The 23369-nt window shown below is 64.7% G+C and carries 17 protein-coding genes and 1 pseudogene; 17 read left to right on the forward strand and 1 reads right to left on the reverse strand.

The window, feature by feature from the left end; translation table 11 throughout:
- The 13 genes and pseudogenes from GOOTI_RS16095 to GOOTI_RS16155 form a co-directional block, all read left to right on the forward strand.
- Window positions 1-217: pseudogene (locus tag GOOTI_RS16095) on the forward strand (ABC transporter ATP-binding protein); the annotation flags it as partial.
- Window positions 218-219: 2 nt separating this feature from the next.
- Window positions 220-1026 (forward strand): MlaE family ABC transporter permease, encoded by an 807-nt coding sequence (locus GOOTI_RS16100; protein WP_007239672.1) that lies wholly within the window; start codon window positions 220-222, stop codon window positions 1024-1026.
- 2 nt (window positions 1027-1028) lie between these two features.
- Window positions 1029-1901 (forward strand): MlaE family ABC transporter permease, encoded by an 873-nt coding sequence (locus GOOTI_RS16105; protein ID WP_007239673.1) that lies wholly within the window; start codon window positions 1029-1031, stop codon window positions 1899-1901.
- A gap of 3 nt (window positions 1902-1904) precedes the next feature.
- On the forward strand, window positions 1905-3242 hold the full coding sequence (locus GOOTI_RS16110; protein WP_007239674.1) for an MCE family protein: 1338 nt from the start codon (window positions 1905-1907) through the stop codon (window positions 3240-3242).
- Window positions 3239-4318 (forward strand): MCE family protein, encoded by a 1080-nt coding sequence (locus tag GOOTI_RS16115; protein WP_007239675.1) that lies wholly within the window; start codon window positions 3239-3241, stop codon window positions 4316-4318. Before GOOTI_RS16110 ends, GOOTI_RS16115 begins: the two co-directional genes overlap by 4 nt.
- Window positions 4319-4320: 2 nt before the next feature.
- Complete coding sequence (locus GOOTI_RS16120; protein ID WP_007239676.1) at window positions 4321-5376, forward strand: MlaD family protein; 1056 nt, start codon at window positions 4321-4323, stop codon at window positions 5374-5376.
- A complete protein-coding gene (locus GOOTI_RS16125; protein WP_007239677.1) occupies window positions 5373-6689 on the forward strand; it encodes an MCE family protein in 1317 nt (438 codons plus the stop codon). The genes GOOTI_RS16120 and GOOTI_RS16125 overlap by 4 nt, the downstream gene beginning before the upstream one ends.
- The gene (locus GOOTI_RS16130; protein ID WP_007239678.1) at window positions 6689-8026 is read left to right on the forward strand and encodes an MCE family protein; all 1338 of its coding nucleotides are present in this window, start codon (window positions 6689-6691) and stop codon (window positions 8024-8026) included. The genes GOOTI_RS16125 and GOOTI_RS16130 overlap by 1 nt, the downstream gene beginning before the upstream one ends.
- Entirely contained in the window at window positions 8023-9300 is a 1278-nt protein-coding gene (locus GOOTI_RS16135) for an MCE family protein (RefSeq protein ID WP_007239679.1), read from the forward strand. The genes GOOTI_RS16130 and GOOTI_RS16135 overlap by 4 nt, the downstream gene beginning before the upstream one ends.
- An 81-nt stretch (window positions 9301-9381) precedes the next feature.
- A complete protein-coding gene (locus GOOTI_RS16140; RefSeq protein ID WP_007239680.1) occupies window positions 9382-10041 on the forward strand; it encodes a hypothetical protein in 660 nt (219 codons plus the stop codon).
- Entirely contained in the window at window positions 10041-11093 is a 1053-nt protein-coding gene (locus GOOTI_RS16145; RefSeq protein WP_007239681.1) for a ribosomal eL19 family protein, read from the forward strand. Before GOOTI_RS16140 ends, GOOTI_RS16145 begins: the two co-directional genes overlap by 1 nt.
- A gap of 483 nt (window positions 11094-11576) precedes the next feature.
- The gene (gene rpoB, locus GOOTI_RS16150) at window positions 11577-15074 is read left to right on the forward strand and encodes a DNA-directed RNA polymerase subunit beta (RefSeq protein ID WP_007239682.1); all 3498 of its coding nucleotides are present in this window, start codon (window positions 11577-11579) and stop codon (window positions 15072-15074) included.
- A 79-nt stretch (window positions 15075-15153) separates the two neighbouring features.
- Window positions 15154-19110, forward strand: coding sequence for a DNA-directed RNA polymerase subunit beta' (locus GOOTI_RS16155; RefSeq protein WP_007239683.1), 3957 nt, complete (start codon window positions 15154-15156; stop codon window positions 19108-19110).
- Window positions 19111-19184: 74 nt separating this feature from the next.
- Here GOOTI_RS16155 and GOOTI_RS16160 read toward each other — a convergent pair whose 3' ends face one another.
- The gene (locus GOOTI_RS16160; RefSeq protein WP_007239684.1) at window positions 19185-19793 is read right to left on the reverse strand and encodes a TetR/AcrR family transcriptional regulator; all 609 of its coding nucleotides are present in this window, start codon (window positions 19791-19793) and stop codon (window positions 19185-19187) included.
- Window positions 19794-20068: 275 nt separating this feature from the next.
- Here GOOTI_RS16160 and GOOTI_RS16165 point away from each other — a divergent pair, with 275 nt between their 5' ends.
- The 4 genes from GOOTI_RS16165 to GOOTI_RS16180 all read left to right on the forward strand — a co-directional run.
- Window positions 20069-20848 (forward strand): ABC transporter permease, encoded by a 780-nt coding sequence (locus tag GOOTI_RS16165; RefSeq protein ID WP_007239685.1) that lies wholly within the window; start codon window positions 20069-20071, stop codon window positions 20846-20848.
- A gap of 18 nt (window positions 20849-20866) precedes the next feature.
- Window positions 20867-21730 carry an MlaE family ABC transporter permease gene (locus GOOTI_RS16170; RefSeq protein ID WP_007239686.1) on the forward strand — a complete coding sequence of 288 codons (864 nt, stop codon included), beginning with the start codon at window positions 20867-20869 and terminating at the stop codon, window positions 21728-21730.
- On the forward strand, window positions 21727-22749 hold the full coding sequence (locus GOOTI_RS16175) for an MlaD family protein (RefSeq protein WP_007239687.1): 1023 nt from the start codon (window positions 21727-21729) through the stop codon (window positions 22747-22749). Before GOOTI_RS16170 ends, GOOTI_RS16175 begins: the two co-directional genes overlap by 4 nt.
- Window positions 22746-23369, forward strand: a 624-nt coding sequence (locus GOOTI_RS16180; RefSeq protein WP_007239688.1) for an MlaD family protein, incomplete at its 3' end; no start/stop codon positions are given. The genes GOOTI_RS16175 and GOOTI_RS16180, both read left to right, overlap by 4 nt.

A 23369-nucleotide genomic window follows, 5' to 3' on the forward strand; every position in this document is an offset into this window, starting at 1 on the left:
CGTCGAATGGACCGACACCGAGGGCGAAGCACAGGCAGGCACCGAGAGCGTCATGGTCGACACCTCGACCGACGTGATCGACCACGGCGGCTACGGCAACGACTACGCCGGAGACGACGCTCAGACACAGCAGTGGGCCGTACCGGAAGAAGCCAGAACACAGCAGATCGAGTCGGAACAGCCCGAGGGTGGGCGTCACTACGGCGGGGGCTCCTAGGAATGCCGAATGCCACCACGCGTGGCGTCGACAGAATCGCGCGGGCCGGTGAAGGTGCACTCGCCCAGACAGGCAATATCGTCCAGCTGTTCGTCGATGTCGCACGCCAAACTTTTGTGCGTCCTTTCCAGTGGCGCGAGTTCATCCAGCAGGCTTGGTTCATCGCGAGTGTGACTATCCTTCCGACGGCGCTCATCGCGATCCCGTTCGGCGCGATCGTCTCGCTGCAGACGGGCTCACTGATCAAGCAGCTCGGAGCGGAGTCGTACACCGGTGCCGCATCTGTGCTCGTCGTCATCCAGCAGGGATCTCCGCTGGTCACCTCCTTGTTGATCGCCGGCGCGGCCGGTTCCGCCGTGGCCGCCGATCTCGGTTCGCGGACGATCCGCGAGGAGATCGACGCGATGGAAGTGTTGGGTATCAACCCGATTCAGCGTCTCGTCGTTCCCCGTGTACTGGCGATGGTCCTGGTCGCCGTACTACTCAACGGACTGGTCGCCGTGGTCGGCATCGGCGGTGGCTACTTCTTCAACGTGATCGTGCAGGGCGGAACCCCCGGCGCCTACCTGGCGTCGTTCGGTGCGCTCGCCCAGCTACCGGACCTGTGGGTCTCCCTGCTCAAAGCTGCCGTCTTCGGTGTGCTGGCCGGGGTGGTCGCCGCGTACAAGGGGCTCACTCCGAAGGGCGGACCGAAAGGCGTCGGTGACGCGGTCAACCAGAGCGTCGTCATCACGTTCCTGCTGCTGTTCCTGGCGAACCTGATCATCACTGCGGTGTACCTGCAGATCGTCCCGCCGAAGGGGAGCTGACCATGGCCGGTGGAGTCACTATCGCCAAGAGCCGCCCCGAGTACTACATGTACGAGGCGCGCAAACAGCTCGGGAAACCGCTCAAGGTCCTCGACGGTGCCGGCGAGCAGATGTCGTTCTACGGACGCACGCTCGCCTGGATCCCCCGGACGCTGATCCACTACACGCGTGAGGTTCTCCGAATCCTCGCAGAGGTGGCCTTCGGTTCCGGCGGACTCGCCGTCATCGGCGGCACCGTCGGCGTGATGGTCTTGATGTCCGGGTTCACCGGCGTCGTCGTCGGGCTGCAGGGTTACGCCGCGCTCGACCAGATCGGTTCGCAGGTTCTCACGGGATTCCTGTCCGCGTACGTCAATACCCGCGAGGTGGCGCCGCTCGTCGCAGGACTTGCGTTGTCGGCGACGGTCGGGTGCGGTTTCACCGCCCAGCTCGGTGCCATGCGCATTTCCGAGGAGATCGACGCACTGGAGTCGATGGCCGTTCCCTCGATTCCGTTCCTGGTGTCGACGCGGGTCATCGCGGGCTTCATCGCCGTCATCCCGCTCTACGTGCTCGGGCTGCTCTCCGCGTACTTCGCTTCACGCGTGGTGACGACTGTTTTCAACGGGCAATCGGGCGGTTCCTACGATCACTACTTCAACCTGTTCCTACCGCCGGAAGACGTGCTGTGGTCATTCGGTAAGGTGCTGGTCTTCGCGTTCGTGATCATCCTGGTGCACTGCTACTACGGCTACTACGCCAGCGGTGGGCCCGCGGGCGTCGGTGTGGCCGTCGGTCACGCGGTGCGAGCGGCGTTGGTGCTCATCGCCGTGCTCGACTTCTTTCTCGGCCTTGCCATCTGGGGCACGACGACGACGGTGAGAGTGGGGGGCTAGGCGATGACCGTGATTCGTCGCCGGTTACTCGGACTGGTGTTCTTCGTGGTGGTCGCGCTGTTCTTCGCGCTCACGATCATGAAATTCAACAAGGACTTCACGACCTTCACTGACGTGACGCTCAAGACCGATTCGGTCGGCAACGCGTTGCCGACCAACGCCGATGTGAAGGCTCGCGGCGTATTGGTCGGCGAGGTCCGCGACGTCGAGCCCGCGGGTAACGGCACGGTCAACGTGACCCTCGGACTCAAGCCGGAGATGGCGGCGCAACTGCCCGCCGACACTACCGCGCGCATCCTGCCCAAGACACTGTTCGGCGAGCGCTATGTCGCGTTGCAGGTTCCCGAGCAGACCGCAGGCCCGACTCTCGCCAATGGCATGACGATCCAGACCGACACCAGTGGCAACGCGAAAGAGGTCCAGGACCTGCTCGACCGTCTGCTGCCGGTGCTTGACGCGATCCCGCCACAGGATCTGAACGTGACGCTGACCGCACTGTCGCAGGCCCTATCGGGGCGCGGCGAACAGATCGGCACCACCCTCGAAGAGCTCAACACGATCTTCGGCCGGTTGTCGACGACGAAGAACCTGAACTCGCTGGAGGGCACTCTGCGCGGACTCGCCTCGTTCTCGAAGACCTACTCGACGGCGCTTCCCGATGTCATCGATGCGCTCGACACCTTCCGGACGACCAACAAGACGATCGTCGACCGCCAGGGTGATCTGCGGACGCTGATCGCCACGCTCGGCACGGCGTCGACCGACACGACCAACTGGTTGCAGCGCAACGGCAACAACCTCGTCGACCTCGTCACCGACTCCGAGCCCTTCCTGACGGGTCTGGCCAAGCAGTCACCGACGTTCGTCTGCGCCTTCCACAACTTCGCGACACTGATCCCGGAATCGGAGAAGATCGTCGGCAAGGGTACGAAGAATCCCGGTGTGCGTGTGAATCTGCAGTTCGTCAACCCGCGCGGTAGGTACCTGCCCAACCAGGACGAGCCGCGCTTCTTCGACAAGGACGCGCCTGCGGTCTGCTACGACCCGCCGACCAACGGTCGCCCCTTCCCGCAGTATCCGGGCGGCGGCCTCGCCGACGGCTCGTATCAGCCCCCGTCACGCAATCCCGGCCCGACCACGGTGAACAAGCTGCCACAACCGCAGTTCACCAAGACACCGGTCGGCACCATTCGGGAGAACTCGTTCGACGATCCGACCTACCGGGCGCAGCTGAAGGTGATCTATGGCGCGGCCAGCGGGACAGAGCCCGACGACGTGCCCACCTGGACCACCATGATCGGTGCTGCGCCGCTGCAGGGAGCGCAGGTGCACATCAAATGAAGTCCATCGCGGGGCCGTTGGCCAAACTGATCACGTTCGCGGTGATCACAGTGGTCGCGACTGCGTTGCTCGCGCTGACCATCGCCAACATCGGCGGGGGAGCCGACAACGACTACAAGGCCGTCTTCTCCGACGCATCGATGCTCAACAAGGGCGACGACGTGCGTATCGCCGGCGTTCGCGTCGGTCAGGTCAGCGACGTGGCGGTCTACGACAAGAACCGTGCCGAGGTCTCTTTCAACGTCGACCGTCAGCTGCCCGAGGGCGCACAGATCTACATCAAGTACCGCAATCTGACCGGACTGCGATACCTGGCCGTGGAGAAGGGTGCGGGCGACGCGTCGCAGACCGTGAGCCCAGGCCACACCTTCGGTGCGAACCCCGACGAGAAGAACACCCATCCCGCGGTCAACCTGACCCAGTTGTTCAACGGCTTCAAACCGCTGTTCCGGCAGCTGCAACCCGAGGACGTCAACAAGCTCTCCGACGAGATCATCAAGGTCTTCCAGGGCGAGTCGAGCAGCGTGTCGAGCCTGATCAGCGACACGTCGGACCTGACCAACTCCATCGCAGACAAGGACGCCGTGATCGGTGATCTGATCACGAACCTGACCAAGGTGCTCGACACCGTCAACCGCAACGACGACCAGTTCACCTCGCTGCTCGACAACACCGAGCAGCTCGTGACGGGGCTTGCCGCACAGCGTGGGTCGGTCGGATCGGCGATCACCTCGGTGTCCAACCTGACGGCGGTCACCGCGTCGATCCTCACCTCGACGCGACCATCCATCCAGGGTGACATCGCGGGTCTCAAGCAGGTGGCAGACCAGGTCAACAAGCGCCGTGACGACGTCGCGCAGATCATCACGAACTTGCCGGTCAAGCTGCAGAAGATCGGACGGGCGGCGACCTTCGGCTCCTGGTTCCAGTTCTATCTGTGCGGCATCGACGTCGTCGCAGGAAACGGTAAGTCGACGCTGCTGACCCAGCCGGTCGTCCCGCTTCCCGACATCAACCATGTCCTTTACACCAGCGCGGCGAGCCGTTGCTGGAAAGACAACAAGCCAGGGGGGTGAGCATGGCAGACGGAACAGCCCAGAAAAAGCCGGGGCACAAGCGATTCGGTGGGCATCGCAGCCCGGTCAGCATCGGTGCGATCGGCATCCTCGTCCTGCTCATGATGGCAGTGTCGGCGTTCTACCTGACCTCGTTGCCGCTTGTCGGTGCCGGCGCGCAGTACACCGCCAAGTTCACCGAGGCCGCAGGACTGCGCAAGGGTGCCGAGGTACGTGTCGCCGGAGTCAAGGTCGGCGAGGTCAGTGATGTCTCGCTCGACGGGAACCGCGTCGACGTGAAATTCCGCGTCACCAACACCTGGATCGGCGATCAGACACAGGCGTCGATCCAGATCAAGACGGTGTTGGGTCAGAAGTACCTCTCGCTCAATCCGCGCGGCAGCAAGATCGCCGACCCCGGTGTCGCGTTGACCGACACGGTGTCTCCGTACGACGTGATCGAGGCGTTCTCCGACGCCGCCGACTCCGTGGAGACACTGAACACCGACCAGCTCGCGACGTCGATGAAGGCCATCTCAGACACCTTCTCCGGGACGTCCGGCGACGTCGGGCCTGCACTCGACGGCATCACGCGTCTGTCGCAGACGATCGCCAGTCGCGACCAGGAGGTACAGAAACTCCTCGAGGCGACGAAGAGCACGTCGAAGATCCTCGCCGACAGGAACCAGGAGTTCGTGAAGCTGATCGCCGGTGCGGGCCAGTTGCTCGACGAACTCAACAACCGTCAGAAGAACATCGCGGCGTTGCTGAAAACGACGACGGCCCTGAGCGATTCGCTCAGCGGGATCGTCAGGGACAACCAGGCCCAGATCGGCCCGGCGCTCGATTCGCTGAAGGGCGTCAACGACCTGCTCAAGGAGCAGAACAAGAACCTCCAGGACACGATCACCTACATGGCGCCGTTCTACCGGCTCTACGCGAACGTGTTGGGTAACGGCCGCTGGTTCGAGTCCGTGGTGACCAACCTGTTGCCGCCCGCGCTGCCGCAGCAGAACACGACCCGCCTGCCCAACAAGCAGGCGAACCAGAACAACGGTGGAACGGAGGCAACCGGATGACCGCCCCGGATCTGTCGAAGAGCTCCGGCCCCGGCCGCTGGTTCACCCCTCGCCACATCGTCGTCATCGTGCTTGGACTGATCCTGGCGCTGATCGTCGCAGGCGCCCTGTGGTGGGTCTTCACCTCGATGGGGACCACCAAGATCACCGCGACGTTCGCGCGGACCGTCGGCATCTACAAGGGGTCGGACGTCCGGGTCCTCGGTGTGCCCGTCGGCAAGGTCGACTCGGTGACCCCCGACGGCCAGACCGTGAAGGTGACCATGACCGTCGACCGCGGCGTCGACCTGCCTGCCGACGTCCGTGCGGTGCAGGTCATTCCCTCCGTGGTCGCCGACCGGTACGTACAGCTGACCCCGGCCTTCTCGGGAGGACCCAAGGCGTCGCGCAACATCACGCTGACCGAGAAGCAGACGATGGTCCCGGTCGAGGTCGACCAGATCTACGCCAGCCTCGAGAAGCTGTCGAACGCGTTGGGGCCCAACGGCGCCAACAAGGACGGAGCCGTCAGCGACCTCGTCGCGGTCGGTGCGCAGAACCTCGACGGCAACGGTGAGAAGCTCGGGTCGGCGATCGAGAACCTGTCGAAGGCGACGACCACCCTCTCGGATTCGCGGGGCAACATCGTCGACACCATCAAGAACCTCGACGTCTTCGTCGGCGCACTGAAGGAGAACGACTCCCAGGTGCGGCAGTTCAACAATCAGATGGCGTCGTTCACCACGTTCCTCGCGGGGGAGCGTCAGCAGTTGTCGGCTGCGCTGAACAAACTGTCGATCGCGCTCGGTGATGTCGCCACGTTCATCGCCGACAACCGTGAGCAGATCGGCGAAACAGTCAACGACCTTAAGCCGACGACACAGGCGCTGGTCAACACGCAGCAGAGTCTCAAGGAGACGCTGACGGTGCTTCCGTTGACGATCAACAACCTGATCAACGCGTACGACGCCGAGTCGGGAACGATCGCGATGCGACTGACGATCCCTGACCTGCAGGACCCGACTCAGACGACGTGTCGCCTGTTCGACCTCGGGGCACTGCTGCCCGGAAACCCTGCGGCAGACCAGATCAGCGACAGTCTCAAGCCCTTCATCAACCAGTGCGCGGCGATCGGCAAGCAGATCACCAACAATGTGCTCACCCCGATCCTGCCCGTGTTGCCGTTCGGCATCATGAGCAACAACAAGCTGCAGAAGTATCCGGTGCCCGGCACGGTTCCCGGGACGCCTGATCCGCAGGCCAACCCCGGTCCTGCGACCCCCGCACCGTCGTCGGCGAAGCCGTCGACCGCACCACGGTCGGGAGGTAACTGATGACCGGGCGTCTCGGTGGTTTCGTGCCGCGCGCATGGCGTGGCGTCATCGCCGCAGTGGTCGTGTTGACCGCGGTGCTGACCGTCGCGGGCTGTGGTTCCAACGGTGTCCAGTCGATCCCGCTGCCCGGCGGCGTCGACGTCGGCGACAACCCGCGTACCTACAAGATCCAGTTCTCCAACATTCTCGACCTCGTGCCGCAGTCCGTCGTCAAGCGCGACGGCATCCCGGTGGGTCGTGTGACCAGTGTCGAGATCCCGAAGAACGAGTGGTTCGCGCTGGTCACGGTGAAGGTGAAGAACGACATCAACCTGTCGGACCAGGCCGGAGCCGCGGTCCAGCAGACCTCACTGCTCGGCGAGAAGTTCGTCGCACTGACCGAACCGTCGAACAGTGCATCGTTGCCGCGTCAGAGTCAGTCGATGCCGATCCCGCTCGACCGCACCAGGACCGCCACCGACATCGAGCAGGTACTCGGTGCCTTGTCGATGCTGCTCAACGGAGGTGGGATCAACCAGCTCGAGCCCATCGTCACCGAGCTGAACAAGGCGCTCGACGGACGCGCAGACAAGGTCCACGACCTCATCGAGAACACCAGTTCGCTCGTGGCGGGCCTCAACCGCCAGCGTGACTCCATCCTCGGCGCGATCGACGGTCTCGACCGTCTGTCCGACCGTGCGGCGGCACAGACGACGCAGATCGACCGCATCCTCAAGGAACTGCCCGCAGGCGTTGCAGTCCTGGAGGAGCAGCGTCCGCAGTTCGTCGACCTGTTGACCAAGCTCGACAAGCTCGGTCAGGTGGGCACCGACGTTCTGGGCCGTTCGCATGATGCGCTGATCACCGACCTGAAGGCGTTGCGCCCGGTGCTCACCGAGCTCGCGAAGGCGGCGCCGGATCTGATCACCGCAGCGCCGTTGATGCTGACGCACCCGTTCCCGGACTCGTTGTTGCCTGCGGTCCAGGGCGATTCGACGAACCTGTTCATGACGCTCGACCTGCGGCTGCTCAACCAGCTCGAGGCGCTGGGCGTCGGTCAGGGGACGCCGAAGTACTCGCCCCCGCAGCGCCACGACGTTCCCGTGAATCCGAAGAACCCGTACATCAACGGCAACGGCCCGCGGTACGGGTGGCCGACGATCACGTTGCTGCCGCCGGTCGCCAATGCGACACCGGGTCCCAACACCCCGCCGTCCGGCGGTCGGTACCCGGCATCCGCGACGGTTCCGCGGGGGAGTGGGGCGTCGGCCGCCAAACCCGCGAACTTCCCTGAACCCGCGTCGAGTGATCAGCGGTTCATCGACGGTCCGCTGAAACTCCTGGGGGTCGGACAATGATCAGCAGGCTGGCGAAGATCCAGCTCATCGTGTTCGTGATCGTTGGTTTGGTGGCGATTGCCTTCGTCGGTGCCAAGTACGCGAGGCTGGACAAGACGGTGGGCATCGGCACCTACACGGTGACCGCGGCGCTGAAGGATTCCGGAGGCATCTTCACCAACGCCGAGGTGACCTACATGGGCATCCCGGTGGGTCGCGTCGGCAAGCTCGAGCTCACGAAGGACGGCGTCAACGTCGCCCTCGTCATCGACTCGAATTCGCCGAAGATTCCTGCGGATTCGGTCGCTGTGATCGCGAACCGGTCGGCGATCGGTGAGCAGTACGTCGACCTCCAGCCGCAGTCGACGGGGTCGCCGTATCTCGCCGACAACTCGACGATCACGCGCTCGTCGGTACCGCCCCCGCTCGAGGACGTCGTGTCGTCGGCGATCGACTTCACCGAGTCGATCCCGATCGACGATCTACACACGGTGATCACCGAGCTCGGCAAGGCGTTCAACGGGCAGTCGGAGAACCTGACGCGGCTCGTCGACTCCCTCGGCAAATTGTCGCGCGCCGGGGTCGACAACCTCGACCAGACTATTTCGCTGATCAACAACGCCGACGTCGTGCTCGCGACACAGGCCGAACAGTCCGATCAGATCCTTGCGTGGTCGCGCAGCCTCGACCTCATCACCGCGACTCTCGCGGCCTCCGACCCTGATCTGCGGCGTCTGCTCACGACGGGTACGACGTCTGCGACCCAGATCTCGAACCTGATCCAGAAGAACGGTGGCGACATCGGCAAGGTCGTCGGACAACTCTCCGAGGTGGCACGGACGATCGAACCGGCCGGTTACATGACGAACGGAACGTTCGCGATGCTCTCGGCGCTGTCGGCCGGTAGCCACTCACCTGCGCCCGGTGACGGACAGATCCATTTCGGCATCGTGCTGGAGACCAACAACCCCGCGGCCTGTACGCGCGGTTACGGTTCGACCGACGCCATGATCGACCAGATCAAGAAGAAGGACCCGACATTCGACATCCGCTACGACGAGTTCCCGTTCAACACGCAGGCATCATGCGACGTCCCGTTCGGCAATCCGACCGGTGTGCGCAGTGCCAAGCGCGTCGAGTACGCGAACCCGGACACGCCCCAGCCCTGGGATTCGACCCCGAAGAAGGATCCGGACAAGCTCAACCTGACCCCGCTGGCAACACAGTTGGCGACCCTGATGGGTGTGCGTCCGGTCAAGCCGGGTGGGTTCGGCACCGACGGGGTCGGTGGCTGACCGGCGAGCGTGCCGTGTCGGCGTCGAGGGGCGTCGACGGAATTGGCTCTCTCTCAGGTGTGCTCGCTACAGTGACGCCCGATGACCACCATGACTGACCCGACCCAGGCCCGCGAGCAGCAGGCGAACCGCGGCGACGCGACGTGGCGAAGCCACCCGTTGGTCGGTGCTCTCGTCATCGTCGCGATGATCGCGGCTGCGGCGTGTGTCGCGTACTTCGGATACCGCGCATACGAGGTGTACTTCGTCGAGAAGCCGATCCAGACCGCTCGCGACGAGGCCGTCTCGGGCGCCGAACAGGCGATCATCAACGTCACCACCGTTGACCCGAAGAACACCGCGGACTGGAAGCGCCGGGTCGACAGCTCACTGACCGGCAAGGCCAAGGAGCAGATCACCGCGCAGGACGTGTCGACGCTCAACCAGCAGATCACGCAGGCCGGACCCCAGGCGGCGACGCTGACGTCACGGCTCAAGCGTTCGGCCCCCACCGAGGTGGACGCCGACGGCGGTTCTGCGAAGGTGCTCGTCTACGTCGACGCCACGGCCAAGCGTGACAACGAGGCCGGCGTGACACAGACGATGGGCTTCTCGGTCACCATGACCAAGGTCGACGGCACCTGGAAAGCGTCGAACATCTCGCCGCTCGACGGGATCAGCGTCGACGATCCAGGACAAGCAGGCGCGGGCAACCAGCAATCCGGCCAACAACCCAGCGAACAACAGGGAGGGGGTAACTGATGGCACGCCCACCCCGCAAGCCCGGTTACCGCCCGCCGCGTCGAACATCGTCCTACCGGCCCCGCGTCGCCGGCCGCGGCCGCGCGTCGACGCCCGTCGAGGGCACCGTAGAACCCGCCGAGGGCACCGCAAAACCCGTCGACAGCACCGAAGATCGCGCCGAGGGCACCGCAAAACCCGTCGACAGCACCGCAGATCTCGCCGAGGGCACCGCAAAACCCGTCGACGGCACCGCAGATTCCGTCGAGGGCACCGCGGATTCCGTCGAGGGCACCGCGGACCCTGGCGACGGCACCGCAGATCCTGCCGACGGCACCACAGATCCTGCCGACGGCACCGCAGAACCCGCCGACGGCACCGAAGAATCCGCAGACCCCACCGGCAGCCCCACCCCTGACACCCGCGCGCCGGGTGCGAAGACCCGACCGGTCGCGCGCGTGTCGACGATCAAGCCCAACGCGGCGGCATCGAAGACGTCCCCTGCGGCCGGAACCGCACCGACCAGCGTGCGGTCACCTCGACGTGGCATGACGCCGTCGTCGCTGCTGCGGATGAGTCGGACGACGCTGGGAGTCCTCGGTGTCATCACCGGAGTGCTGGTCGTGGCGGCGGTGATCTTGGCGCTGCATCCGGGAGCATCGGTCGGCTCCAACAAGGCGTTCATCGACCAAGCCGCCACCAGCGAGCTGGTGTCGCAGGCGCAGACGAAGGTCTGCACCGCCAACTCCGCGACCGGAGTCAAGTTCGACGAGTGGTCGGGCAAGGCTCGCGCCGGCCTCACCGGTGAGGCGCTCGAGCAGTTCAACAAACAGGTCGCGCCGCTCAAACAGGTGATGGAGCAGGCCAAGGCGACGACCGACTGCCAGATCGACGCGATCGGCGTCCGCGATCTCACCGGTAGCGGTGACGGTTCGCGCGCGGTCATCGTGGTCAACATGGTGCTGTCGGGCACCCAGAACGGCGTGCCGACGCAGAGCCTGACCCCGCGCTACCAGGTGAACATGGAAAAGCACGGCGACGCCTGGCTCATCGCGAAGGTCGCCGACATCTGATCGTGCAGGGTGCAGGGCTCGGCGATCCTGTCGCATACCGACTTCACTCCCGCTCATCGGGTCGATCGAGCGGGAGTGAATTGGTCGAGCGGAACGCTTCGGCACACCTCCGACACAGCGCCTCGACCTGCCGGATCCTGCGCTTACGCAGGTGAGGCGCTAATTTTCTGACACAAATTGGCGCGTACCGCTTGACGTGGCGGCGTTGGCGGGCCAATCTGTGTCCAGCGATTGCAGCGCAGGCAGCCACCGGTGCGAAATCGTTTCCAGATGCTACTTGACAAAGTGCGTCTATTTTCTGCTACAGTTGGACGTTGCGCTGGCTGCCTCCTGTCCATCTGTCGATTCTCCTTCTGGCCACATATCTGTCACGTGTGTGCCTGGTGATCGCCGATCGAAGGTTGTCACCAGCGAACGGCCCAAGCCACGCAGCGCTTGTTGAACACACCGCTAGGCAGAACCCTCGTGTTGGAAGGACGCACCTTGGCAGTCGATCGCCAGTCCACCTCAACCACCATCCCGAATGCGCCGCATCGCGCATCGTTCGCAAAGATCAGCGAGCCTTTGGAGGTACCGGGCCTCCTTGATCTCCAGCTCGATTCCTTCGAGTGGCTCGTCGGCTCGCCCGAGTGGCGCGCCAAGGCCATCGCCCGAGGCGAGGACAACCCCGTCGGCGGCCTGGAGGACATCCTCCACGAACTGTCCCCGATCGAGGATTTCTCGGGGTCGATGTCGCTCTCCTTCTCCGACCCTCACTTCGACGAGGTCAAGGCCTCCGTCGAGGAGTGCAAGGACAAGGACATGACCTACGCGGCGCCCTTGTTCGTCACCGCGGAGTTCATCAACAACAACACCGGTGAGATCAAGTCGCAGACCGTCTTCATGGGCGACTTCCCGATCATGACCGACAAGGGCAGCTTCATCATCAACGGCACCGAGCGTGTCGTCGTGTCGCAGCTCGTCCGCAGCCCCGGCGTCTACTTCGACGCCGCCATCGACAAGGCAACCGAGAAGACCCTCCACACCGTGAAGGTCATCCCGGGCCGTGGCGCCTGGCTCGAGTTCGACGTCGACAAGCGCGACACCGTGGGTGTCCGCATCGATCGCAAGCGTCGCCAGCCGGTCACCGTGCTGCTCAAGGCTCTCGGCTGGACGACCGAGGAGATCAGCGAGCGCTTCGGCTTCTCCGAGACCATGATGTCCACCCTGGAGAAGGACAACACCGCCAACCAGGACGAGGCGCTGCTCGAGGTCTACCGCAAGCTGCGTCCGGGCGAGCCCCCCACACGTGAGTCGGCGGAGAACCTCCTCGAGAACCTGTTCTTTAAGGAGAAGCGCTACGACCTCGCACGCGTCGGTCGTTACAAGATCAACAAGAAGTTGGGTCTGACGGACAACCCGATGACGGGCGAGTCGGTGCTGACCCGCGAGGACATCGCCGCCACCGTCGAGTACCTCGTTCGCCTGCACGAGGCGGATCCGCACACTGTGTCCTTCGCCAAGGTCGCGGGCCAGGACGGCCTCGAGGTTCCGATCGAGGTCGACGACATCGACCACTTCGGTAACCGTCGTCTGCGTACCGTCGGTGAGCTGATCCAGAACCAGATCCGCGTCGGCCTCTCGCGTATGGAGCGTGTCGTGCGTGAGCGCATGACCACCCAGGACGTCGAGGCGATCACGCCGCAGACCCTTATCAACATCCGTCCGGTCGTGGCGGCGATCAAGGAGTTCTTCGGAACGTCGCAGCTCTCGCAGTTCATGGACCAGAACAACCCGCTGTCGGGCCTGACGCACAAGCGTCGTCTCTCGGCGCTGGGCCCCGGTGGTCTGAGCCGTGAGCGCGCAGGCCTCGAGGTCCGTGACGTCCACCCGTCGCACTACGGCCGCATGTGCCCGATCGAGACCCCTGAGGGTCCGAACATCGGTCTGATCGGTTCGCTGTCGGTGTACGCGCGGGTCAACCCGTTCGGCTTCATCGAGACCCCGTACCGCAAGGTCATCGACGGTGTCGTCACCGACGACATCGAGTACCTGACCGCCGACGAGGAAGACCGTTTCCTCATCGGCCAGGCGAACACCAACTTCGACCTGAACGGCACCATCACCGACGATCGTGTGCTGGTCCGTAAGAAGGGCTCCGAGGTCGAGTTCGTCGGCGCGGGCGAGGTCCAGTACCTCGACGTCTCGCCGCGACAGATGGTCTCGGTCGCGACCGCGATGATCCCGTTCCTCGAGCACGACGACGCCAACCGCGCCCTGATGGGTGCGAACATGCAGCGTCAGGCTGTGCCGCTGGTCCGTAACGAGTCGCCGCTGGTCGGCACCGGCATGGAACTGCGTGCAGCGGTCGACGCCGGCGACGTCATCGTGTCGACCAAGACCGGTGTCATCGAAGAGGTCTCCGCCGACTACATCACCGTGATGGCAGACGACGGCACCCGCGACACCTACCGGATGCGCAAGTTCGCGCGGTCGAACCACGGCACCTGCGCCAACCAGCGTCCGATCGTGGACGAGGGCCAGCGCGTCGAGGCCGGACAGGTTCTCGCCGACGGTCCGTGCACCGAGAACGGTGAGATGGCCCTGGGCAAGAACCTGCTCGTGGCGATCATGCCGTGGGAGGGTCACAACTACGAGGACGCGATCATCCTGAGCCAGCGGCTCGTGGAGGAGGACGTGCTCACGTCGATCCACATCGAGGAGCACGAGATCGATGCCCGCGACACCAAGCTGGGTGCCGAGGAGATCACGCGCGACATCCCGAACGTCTCCGATGAGGTCCTCGCCGATCTCGACGAGCGCGGCATCGTGCGTATCGGTGCCGAGGTCCGCGATGGCGACATCCTGGTCGGCAAGGTCACCCCGAAGGGCGAGACCGAGCTGACCCCGGAAGAGCGTCTGCTGCGTGCGATCTTCGGTGAGAAGGCTCGCGAGGTTCGCGACACGTCGCTCAAGGTGCCCCACGGCGAGACCGGCAAGGTCATCGGCGTCCGCGTCTTCAGCCGCGACGACGACGACGATCTCGCTCCCGGCGTCAACGAACTGGTCCGCGTCTACGTCGCGCAGAAGCGCAAGATCCAGGACGGCGACAAGCTCGCAGGCCGCCACGGAAACAAGGGCGTCATCGGCAAGATCCTCCCGCAGGAGGACATGCCGTTCCTGCCCGACGGCACCCCGGTCGACATCATCCTGAACACCCACGGTGTTCCGCGTCGTATGAACATCGGTCAGATCCTGGAGACCCACCTCGGGTGGATCGCCAAGACCGGCTGGAACATCAACGTCGCGAGTGGTGTGCCCGACTGGGCGTCGAAGCTGCCCGAGGACATGTACTCGGCCGAGCCCGACACCAACACCGCGACGCCGGTGTTCGACGGAGCCCGCGAGGAGGAGCTGACGGGACTGCTGTCCTCGACGCTGCCGAACCGCGACGGTGAGGTCATGGTGAACGGCGACGGCAAGGCGACACTGTTCGACGGTCGTTCCGGCGAGCCGTTCCCGTACCCGGTGTCCGTCGGCTACATGTACATCATCAAGCTGCACCACCTGGTCGACGACAAGATCCACGCTCGCTCCACCGGTCCGTACTCGATGATCACCCAGCAGCCGCTCGGCGGTAAGGCCCAGTTCGGTGGCCAGCGCTTCGGTGAGATGGAGTGTTGGGCCATGCAGGCGTACGGCGCTGCCTACACCCTGCAGGAGCTGCTGACGATCAAGTCCGACGACGTGGTCGGCCGTGTCAAGGTCTACGAGGCCATCGTCAAGGGCGAGAACATCCCCGAGCCGGGCATTCCCGAGTCGTTCAAGGTGCTCCTTAAGGAGCTGCAGTCGCTGTGCCTGAACGTCGAGGTGCTCAGCTCCGACGGTGCGGCGATCCAGATGCACGACACCGATGACGAGGACCTCGAGCGGGCAGCCGCGAACCTCGGCATCAACCTGTCGCGCAACGAGTCGGCCACCGTCGACGACCTCGCGAACTGACACTCGCTGCCGCCGGTCACGGGAATTCGTGACCGGCGGCCTACGGCCCTTTATTGACAGAGCTCTGGAAAGGTAACAAGTGCTCGACGTCAACTTTTTCGACGAACTGAAAATCGGTCTTGCGACGGCCGACGATATCCACAACTGGTCATACGGCGAGGTCAAGAAGCCCGAGACCATCAATTACCGCACGCTCAAGCCCGAGAAGGACGGCCTGTTCTGCGAGAAGATCTTTGGACCTACTCGCGACTGGGAGTGCTACTGCGGCAAGTACAAGCGCGTGCGCTTCAAGGGCATCATCTGCGAACGCTGCGGCGTCGAGGTCACCAAGGCCAAGGTGCGTCGCGAGCGGATGGGTCACATCGAGCTGGCCGCTCCGGTCACGCACATCTGGTACTTCAAGGGTGTGCCGAGCCGTCTGGGCTACCTGCTCGACCTCGCGCCGAAGGATCTCGAGAAGATCATCTACTTCGCCGCCTACGTCATCACCTCGGTCGACGACGAGCTGCGCCACAACGAGCTCTCGACCCTCGAGGCCGAGATGGAGGTCGAGAAGAAGGCTGTCGCCGACCAGCGCGAAGCCGATCTCGCCGAGCGTCAGCAGAAGCTCGAAGCCGACCTGGCCGAGCTCGAGGCCGAGGGAGCCAAGGCCGACGTGCGCCGCAAGGTGCGTGACGGTGCCGAGCGTGAGATGAAGCGTATGCGCGACGCCGCGCAGCGTGAGCTCGACGCACTCGAAGAGCTCTGGGACAAGTTCACCAAGCTCGCTCCCGGCGATCTGATCATCGACGAGAAGCTCTACCACCAGCTGCAGGACCGCTACGGCGAGTACTTCACCGGTGCTATGGGCGCCGAGGCGATCAAGAAGCTCCTCGAGAACTTCGACATCGACGCCGAGGCCGAGTCGCTGCGCGAGACCATCCGTAGCGGCAAGGGCCAGAAGAAGCTGCGTGCGCTCAAGCGACTCAAGGTCGTCGCCGCGTTCCAGCAGTCGGGCAACTCGCCGCTGGGCATGGTGCTCGACGCCGTGCCGGTGATCCCGCCGGAGCTCCGTCCGATGGTGCAGCTCGACGGTGGCCGCTTCGCGACCTCCGACCTCAACGACCTGTACCGCCGCGTCATCAACCGCAACAACCGCCTCAAGCGACTGATCGACCTCGGCGCACCCGAGATCATCGTCAACAACGAGAAGCGGATGCTGCAGGAGTCGGTCGACGCCCTGTTCGACAACGGCCGCCGCGGTCGTCCGGTCACCGGACCGGGCAACCGTCCGCTCAAGTCGCTGTCGGATCTGCTCAAGGGCAAGCAGGGTCGTTTCCGTCAGAACCTGCTCGGCAAGCGCGTCGACTACTCGGGCCGTTCGGTCATCGTCGTCGGCCCGCAGCTCAAGCTGCACCAGTGCGGTCTGCCCAAGCTGATGGCGCTCGAGCTGTTCAAGCCGTTCGTGATGAAGCGTCTCGTCGACCTGAACCAGGCACAGAACATCAAGAGCGCCAAGCGCATGGTCGAGCGTCAGCGCCCGGCCGTGTGGGACGTTCTCGAAGAGGTCATCGCCGAGCACCCGGTGTTGCTGAACCGTGCTCCGACGCTGCACCGTCTGGGTATCCAGGCGTTCGAGCCGCAGCTCGTCGAGGGCAAGGCCATCCAGTTGCACCCCCTCGTGTGTGAGGCGTTCAACGCCGACTTCGACGGTGACCAGATGGCCGTGCACCTTCCGCTGAGCGCCGAGGCGCAGGCGGAGGCACGCATCCTGATGCTGTCGTCGAACAACATCCTGTCGCCAGCGTCGGGTCGTCCGTTGGCCATGCCGCGTCTGGACATGGTGACCGGTCTGTACTACCTGACCACCCTCAAGGAGGGTGCGGCCGGCGAGTACACCCCGGCGACCGACGACGACATTGAACGTGGCGTCTACTCGAGCCCGGCCGAGGCCATCATGGCCGTCGACCGCGGTGCGTTCACCGTGCAGTCGCGCATCAAGGTGCGCCTGACCGATCAGCGTCCGCCTGCCGACATCGAGGCCGAGCAGTTCCCGGATGGCTGGAAGTACGGTCAGCCGTGGGACGTCGTGACGACGCTGGGTCGCGTGCTCTTCAACGAGCTGCTGCCCGTGGAGTACCCGTTCGTCGACGAGCAGATGCCGAAGAAGCGTCAGGCCGCGATCATCAACGATCTCGCCGAGCGCTACCCGATGATCGTCGTCGCGCAGACCGTCGACAAGCTCAAGGACGTCGGTTTCTACTGGGCGACCCGCTCGGGTGTGACCGTGTCGATGGCCGACGTGCTGGTGCCGCCGGCGAAGGCGGAGATCCTCGAGCGTTACGAGGAGCGGGCCGACGGTCTGGAGCGCAAGTTCCAGCGAGGTGCCCTCACCCCGGACGAGCGTCGTGACGCTCTGGTCGAGATCTGGAAGCAGGCCACCGAGGAAGTCGGTAAGGCCATGGAGGACTACTACCCCGACGACAACCCGATCACCATGATCCCGAAGTCCGGCGCGACCGGAAACATGACGCAGGTGCGCAACCTGTCGGGCATGAAGGGTCTGGTGACGAACCCGAAGGGTGAGTTCATCCCGCGTCCGATCAAGTCCTCGTTCCGTGAGGGTCTGACCGTCGCCGAGTACTTCATCAACACGCACGGCGCTCGTAAGGGCCTGGCGGACACGGCACTTCGTACGGCCGACTCGGGTTACCTGACCCGTCGTCTGGTCGACGTCAGCCAGGACGTCATCGTCCGCGAGACCGACTGCGGCACCGAGCGCGGCATCAACGTGTCGCTCGGCGAGAAGCAGCCCGACGGTTCGATCATCCGCGACGCGCACGTCGAGACCTCGGCGTACGCCCGCACCCTGGCCGCTGACGCGGTCGACGAGAACGGCAACGTCATCGTCGAACGTGGTCACGACCTGGGCGATCCGGCTATCGAGGCCCTGCTCGCTGCAGGCATCGACCAGGTCAAGGTCCGTTCGGTCCTGACCTGTGCGACCGGCACCGGTGTGTGTGCAATGTGCTACGGCCGTTCGATGGCCACCGGCAAGCTCGTCGACATCGGCGAGGCCGTCGGTATCATCGCGGCCCAGTCAATCGGTGAGCCCGGTACCCAGCTGACGATGCGTACCTTCCACCAGGGTGGTGTCGGTGACGACATCACCGGTGGTCTGCCGCGTGTCCAGGAGCTCTTCGAGGCGCGCGTACCCAAGGGTGTCGCACCGATCGCGGAGGTCTCCGGACGGATTCGTCTCGAAGACGATGACCGCTTCTACAAGATCACGATCATCCCCGATGACGGATCGGAAGAGGTTGTCTACGACAAGATCTCGAAGCGTCAGCGTCTGCGTGTCTTCAAGCACGACGACGGCTCCGAGCGTCTTCTCGCCGATGGCGACCACGTCGAGGTGGGCCAGCAGCTCATGGAGGGTTCGGCGAACCCGCACGAGGTGCTGCGTGTGATGGGTCCGCGTCAGGTGCAGGTGCACCTGGTGAACGAGGTCCAGGAGGTCTATCGCAGCCAGGGTGTGTCGATCCACGACAAGCACATCGAGACCATCGTGCGTCAGATGCTGCGTCGCGTGACGATCATCGACTCGGGTTCGACGGAGTTCCTGCCCGGCTCGCTCACCGAGCGCGCCGAGTTCGAGGCCGCGAACCGTCAGGTCGTGTCCGAGGGTGGCGAGCCCGCTGCCGGACGTCCGGTGCTGATGGGTATCACCAAGGCCTCGCTGGCGACCGAGTCCTGGCTGTCGGCGGCGTCGTTCCAGGAGACCACGCGTGTCCTGACCGATGCGGCCATCAACAGCCGCAGCGACAAGCTGATCGGTCTGAAGGAGAACGTGATCATCGGTAAGTTGATCCCGGCAGGTACGGGTATCAACCGGTACCGCAACATCGAGGTCCAGCCGACCGAGGAGGCCCGCGCGGCCGCCTACGCGGTGCCGTCCTACGACGACACCTACTACAGCCCGGACGGCACCTTCGGTGCTCCGGCCGGCGCTGCGGTTCCGCTCGACGACTACGGGTTCGGCAGCGACTACCGCTGATCCGCAGCTGATCGAAAAGGACTCGGCCCCGCCACTCTCGTGAGTGCGGGGCCGAGTGCTATCCGGGGCGTCTGTTACCAGACCATCGGCGCGAGGAACTTCGCCGCGTAGTCCCGCAGGGCGTCGGGGTCGTCGATGTCGATGGAATGCGAACTCGTCAGTGCGTACGACATGATCAGCCGGAACATGGTCTCGGCCGCGAGACGCAGGTCGGCGTCGGGCATGTTGGCTCCCGCGCTACGCAGGGATTCGACGATGCGGGCGCTGAACTGATCGACCAGGGTGACGATGTTGGGTCCGTCGAGCCCGATGATCAGGTCGACGGCGCCCGGCTCGTCGGCGATGATTCTCTTGACCAGATCGCTGGAACGTGCGCGCGCGATGGCCACCTGGAAACCCTCGATCACCGATTGGCGGGGGTCGAGGTGGCCGACGGCGTTCTCCATCGCGGTGAAGAAGTCCCGCTGCAATTGGAGGACCACTTCGGTCAGAAGCGCCTCTTTGCTGGGGAATCGTCGGTACAGAGTGCTTCGACTGACACCCGCGTCGCGCGCTATCCGATCGATGCTGGCACGGCGAACACCCGCACGCACGAATTCTGCCGACGCCGCGTCGACGATTCGACGCTCCTGACGCTGCTGCTCCTGGGTGCGGCGACTCCGAGCGGACCTCAGCGTCGACATCGTGTCACGGCCGACCGTTCAGACACCGCTGTTGTCACCATGCGTGAACCATATCCCACACTTGCGTTTCACTGCAGCGAACACTCGACACCGACGGTATCGAGCTCAGAGATCCGAGTGCTACTTCATTATTGCTGTTGATGCCGCTTGTCTCGCCGAGGGTGTGACAGCGGACGTATTCATATGTGATACTCACCACTGACCGTAAGTGAAACCGAGGCACAGTCTGCGTCTCAAAACCAAACAAATGCTTGATTGATTCTTGGGGGTTGCGCGTGCCGGTGGCGCAGAGTGTGCAGGGCTTCGGTCGCACGGTGAGGCTCGGCGTACGCACCTCTGTCATCGCAGCGACTGACATCGTGGGCGGCCGGTTTCCGATCCGGGAGGCGACAGTGCAGGCGTGGTTCCTGCTCAGCATCACGGTGCTGCCCGCGCTGCTCATGGCTGTTCCGTTCGGAGTCATCATCGCCGTACAGATCGGTGGCCTCACCAGCAACCTCGGCGCGACGTCGATGGCAGGTGCGGTCGGCGGCATGGGCGTGATCCAACAGGGCGCACCCATGGCTGCCGCGCTGCTCCTCGGCGGTGCAGGCGCGTCGGCGATCACGGCCGATCTCGGCGCACGGACGGTGCGCGAGGAGATCGACGCGATGCGGGTCCTCGGCATCGATCCGACCCGACGCCTCGTTGCGCCGCGCATGGTGGCGATGATCCTGGTCGCTCCGGTGCTGTCGGTGCTCATCATCGTGATCGCTGTGGCTGCCAGCTTCATCGTGGCGATCGTCGGACAGGGGGTGATCGCCGGTTCGTACTGGCAGTCGTTCGGTAGCTACGCCTCGACCACAGATCTGTGGATCTGCCTGGGTAAATCGGTCGTCTTCGGTTTCGTGGTGGTTGTGATCGCCAGCCGTCGTGGCCTCGAAGCGGCCGGCGGGGCGCGCGGAGTCGCCGACGCGGTCAACGCCGCAGTCGTACTCGGCATCGTCGCCTCGATGGTGATCAACGTGATCATCACCCAGATCACGACACTGTTCATCCCGCCGCAGGTGATCTGACAGTGGTGGTGAGCTGAGATGGCACAACGCGCTGGCGGGTTCGTTCCCAGCACAAAGTTCGCGCGGCTGGAGAAGGTCGCCGACGACGCCGGTCGGCCGTTCGAACACATCGGTCGCCAGGCGACGTTCGTCGGTGACATCATCGCCGGCCTGCCGCACACGGTGCGCGCCTACCGCAACCAGACACTCGCGGCGTTCGCCGAGACCACCTGGGGCAACGGCTCGATCCTCGTCGGCGGAGGCATCGCGAGTGTGCTTGCCATCCTTGGTGTTTCGGTCGGCGGCATGATCGGGATCCTCGGCGTCACCTCGTTGTCGTCGCTGAACCTCTCGCCGATGGCAGGCCTGATCACCGGGTATGCCGCGACCCGTGAGATGGCCCCGATCGTGGCCGCCGTCGGATTCGCGGCTCAGGCCGGCTGTCGCATGACGGCCGAGATCGGATCGATGCGGATCTCGGAGGAGATCGACGCCCTCGAGGCGCAGGCGATCCGGCCGATCCCGTTCGTGGTCGGCACCCGGGTGATCGCGGGCGTCCTCGCGATCGTGCCGTTCTACCTGATCTCGCTGTGCCTGGCCTACCTCTCGTCACGGATCGTCGTCAGCGTCGTCTACGGCAACTCGGCCGGTGCCTACGACCGCTACGTGGAGGCCTTCGTCAGCCCGGTCGACGTCGTGTACTCGACGATCAAGGTCGTTGTCTTCGCTGTCCTGGTGATCATCGCGCACACCTACTACGGCTTCTTCGCGCACGGCGGTCCGGAAGGCGTCGGCATCGCATCCGGCCGGGCCATCCGGGCGAGCCTGGTGCTGATCGTCGCGGCCGACATGGCGATGTCGCTGATGTTCTGGGGACTCAACTCGGGGCTGAACTTCGCATGAGCAGAGCACGCGAACTGTCTCCTGCGTCGCTGCGCAAGCGCGGCGTCGTCGCCGTTCTCGTCGTCGTCGCCGTCGTGGCGCTGTTCATCGTGAACCCGTTCGGCGGGGGCGACGACACGGTCCGCTTCGCCATCGATGCGCCGTCGCTGCCCGACGGCGTTCAGGAGGGCGTACCCGTCGACATCCGTGGGGAGACCGTCGGCGAGGTCTGCGGACTCGACATCTCGCGACGCGACGTCACCCGGATGGAGGTGTGCGTCGACACGAGCGCCATGGGTGAACTGACCGAGAACACGGAGGTCAGCTTCGTGTCGCGCAACCTGTTCGGCTCCGACGCCGTACGCCTGAACCCGACGGGCTCGGGGCCTGCAGTGACCGGCGGCAGCGTCATCGCGCTCGCCCAGGCGCCGTCGGACTACACCGTGACCGCGACGGTGCGAAGCGCGGGATCGTTCACCCTCCCGGTGCTCTCGCCGCAACTGTCGGATCTGCTCAACCAGCTCAGCGACACGACGGTCAGGTTGTCGCCGTTCCTGACCGCCGCGACGGTCACGCTGCAGACCGTGCAGCAGGGACAGCGCACACGGCTCAGTGCGCTGTTACCCACCGCGGCCGATGTGTTCAGCGGTGTCGGTGCCGCCGGGGCCGGTGGTGTCAAGGCGCTCGAGGTCCTCAATTCGAATCCGCTGCTGCTCGACCATGCGTACGTGCGCCAGGTAGCGCAGATGATCGGAGACATCGGAGATCTGTTCGGCGGCATGGGATCACTGTTCAACGGGCTCGCCCCCTTCGGTGCGTTCATGGATCTGACGAACGCCTTCACCACACCACTGGGCCAGTCACTGCAGGGGGTGACGCCCGCGCAGGTCGGCTCGCTCGTCGACAGGTTCGGCGGCGCGTTCCACACCGACCCGCGGACCGGCCGCACGACCCTGTCGGTCAGCGCGAATCTCGACGTCGTGCCCGCCGTCGCGACCCCGCTGAGTCAACTCCTGACACGGGTGGGAGGCAGGTCATGAGGAGTGCATCGTCGGCGACGAAACGCCTGCTGCTGGTGGCGGCCGTCGTGATCCTCGCGCTGTACGCGATCGTGCAGGCGATCAACCGGCCCGTCGGCGGCGACGTCGAGACCTATCGCGCCGAGTTCACCGACGTGTTCGGGCTGCACAAGAACGCCGATGTCCGGGTTCGTGGCGTGCAGGTGGGGAAAGTGCTCGACATCGATCTGCAGCGGTCGGGCGTCGCCGTCGTGACATTCACGGTGCGGCAGGAGAATCGACTCGTCGGTCGAGATCAGCTCGCCATCCGCTTCCAGAATCTCGTCGGCCAACGATATCTGGCCATCACCAAGGCGGAGGTGGCGCCGACGGTCAATTCGACCGAACCGAACGACTCAGCGCCTCTCGATCCGAGTCGGGTCATCCCCGCCGCGAAGACGATGGGGTCATTCGACATCACCAAGTTGTTCAACGGGTTACGGCCACTGCTGCAGGGTGCCGATCCCGAGGTGTTCAACACTTTCGCCGAGAACATGCTCGATCTGTTGCAGGGGGAGGGCAACGTCGGGCTCGGTGACGTCCTCGCCGACGTCGAGCGGCTCACCCATTTCGCGACGGACAGGCGTGTACTGATCTCGACG

This window comes from Gordonia otitidis NBRC 100426 (genome assembly GCF_000248075.1).
Lineage (GTDB): Bacteria > Actinomycetota > Actinomycetes > Mycobacteriales > Mycobacteriaceae > Gordonia > Gordonia otitidis.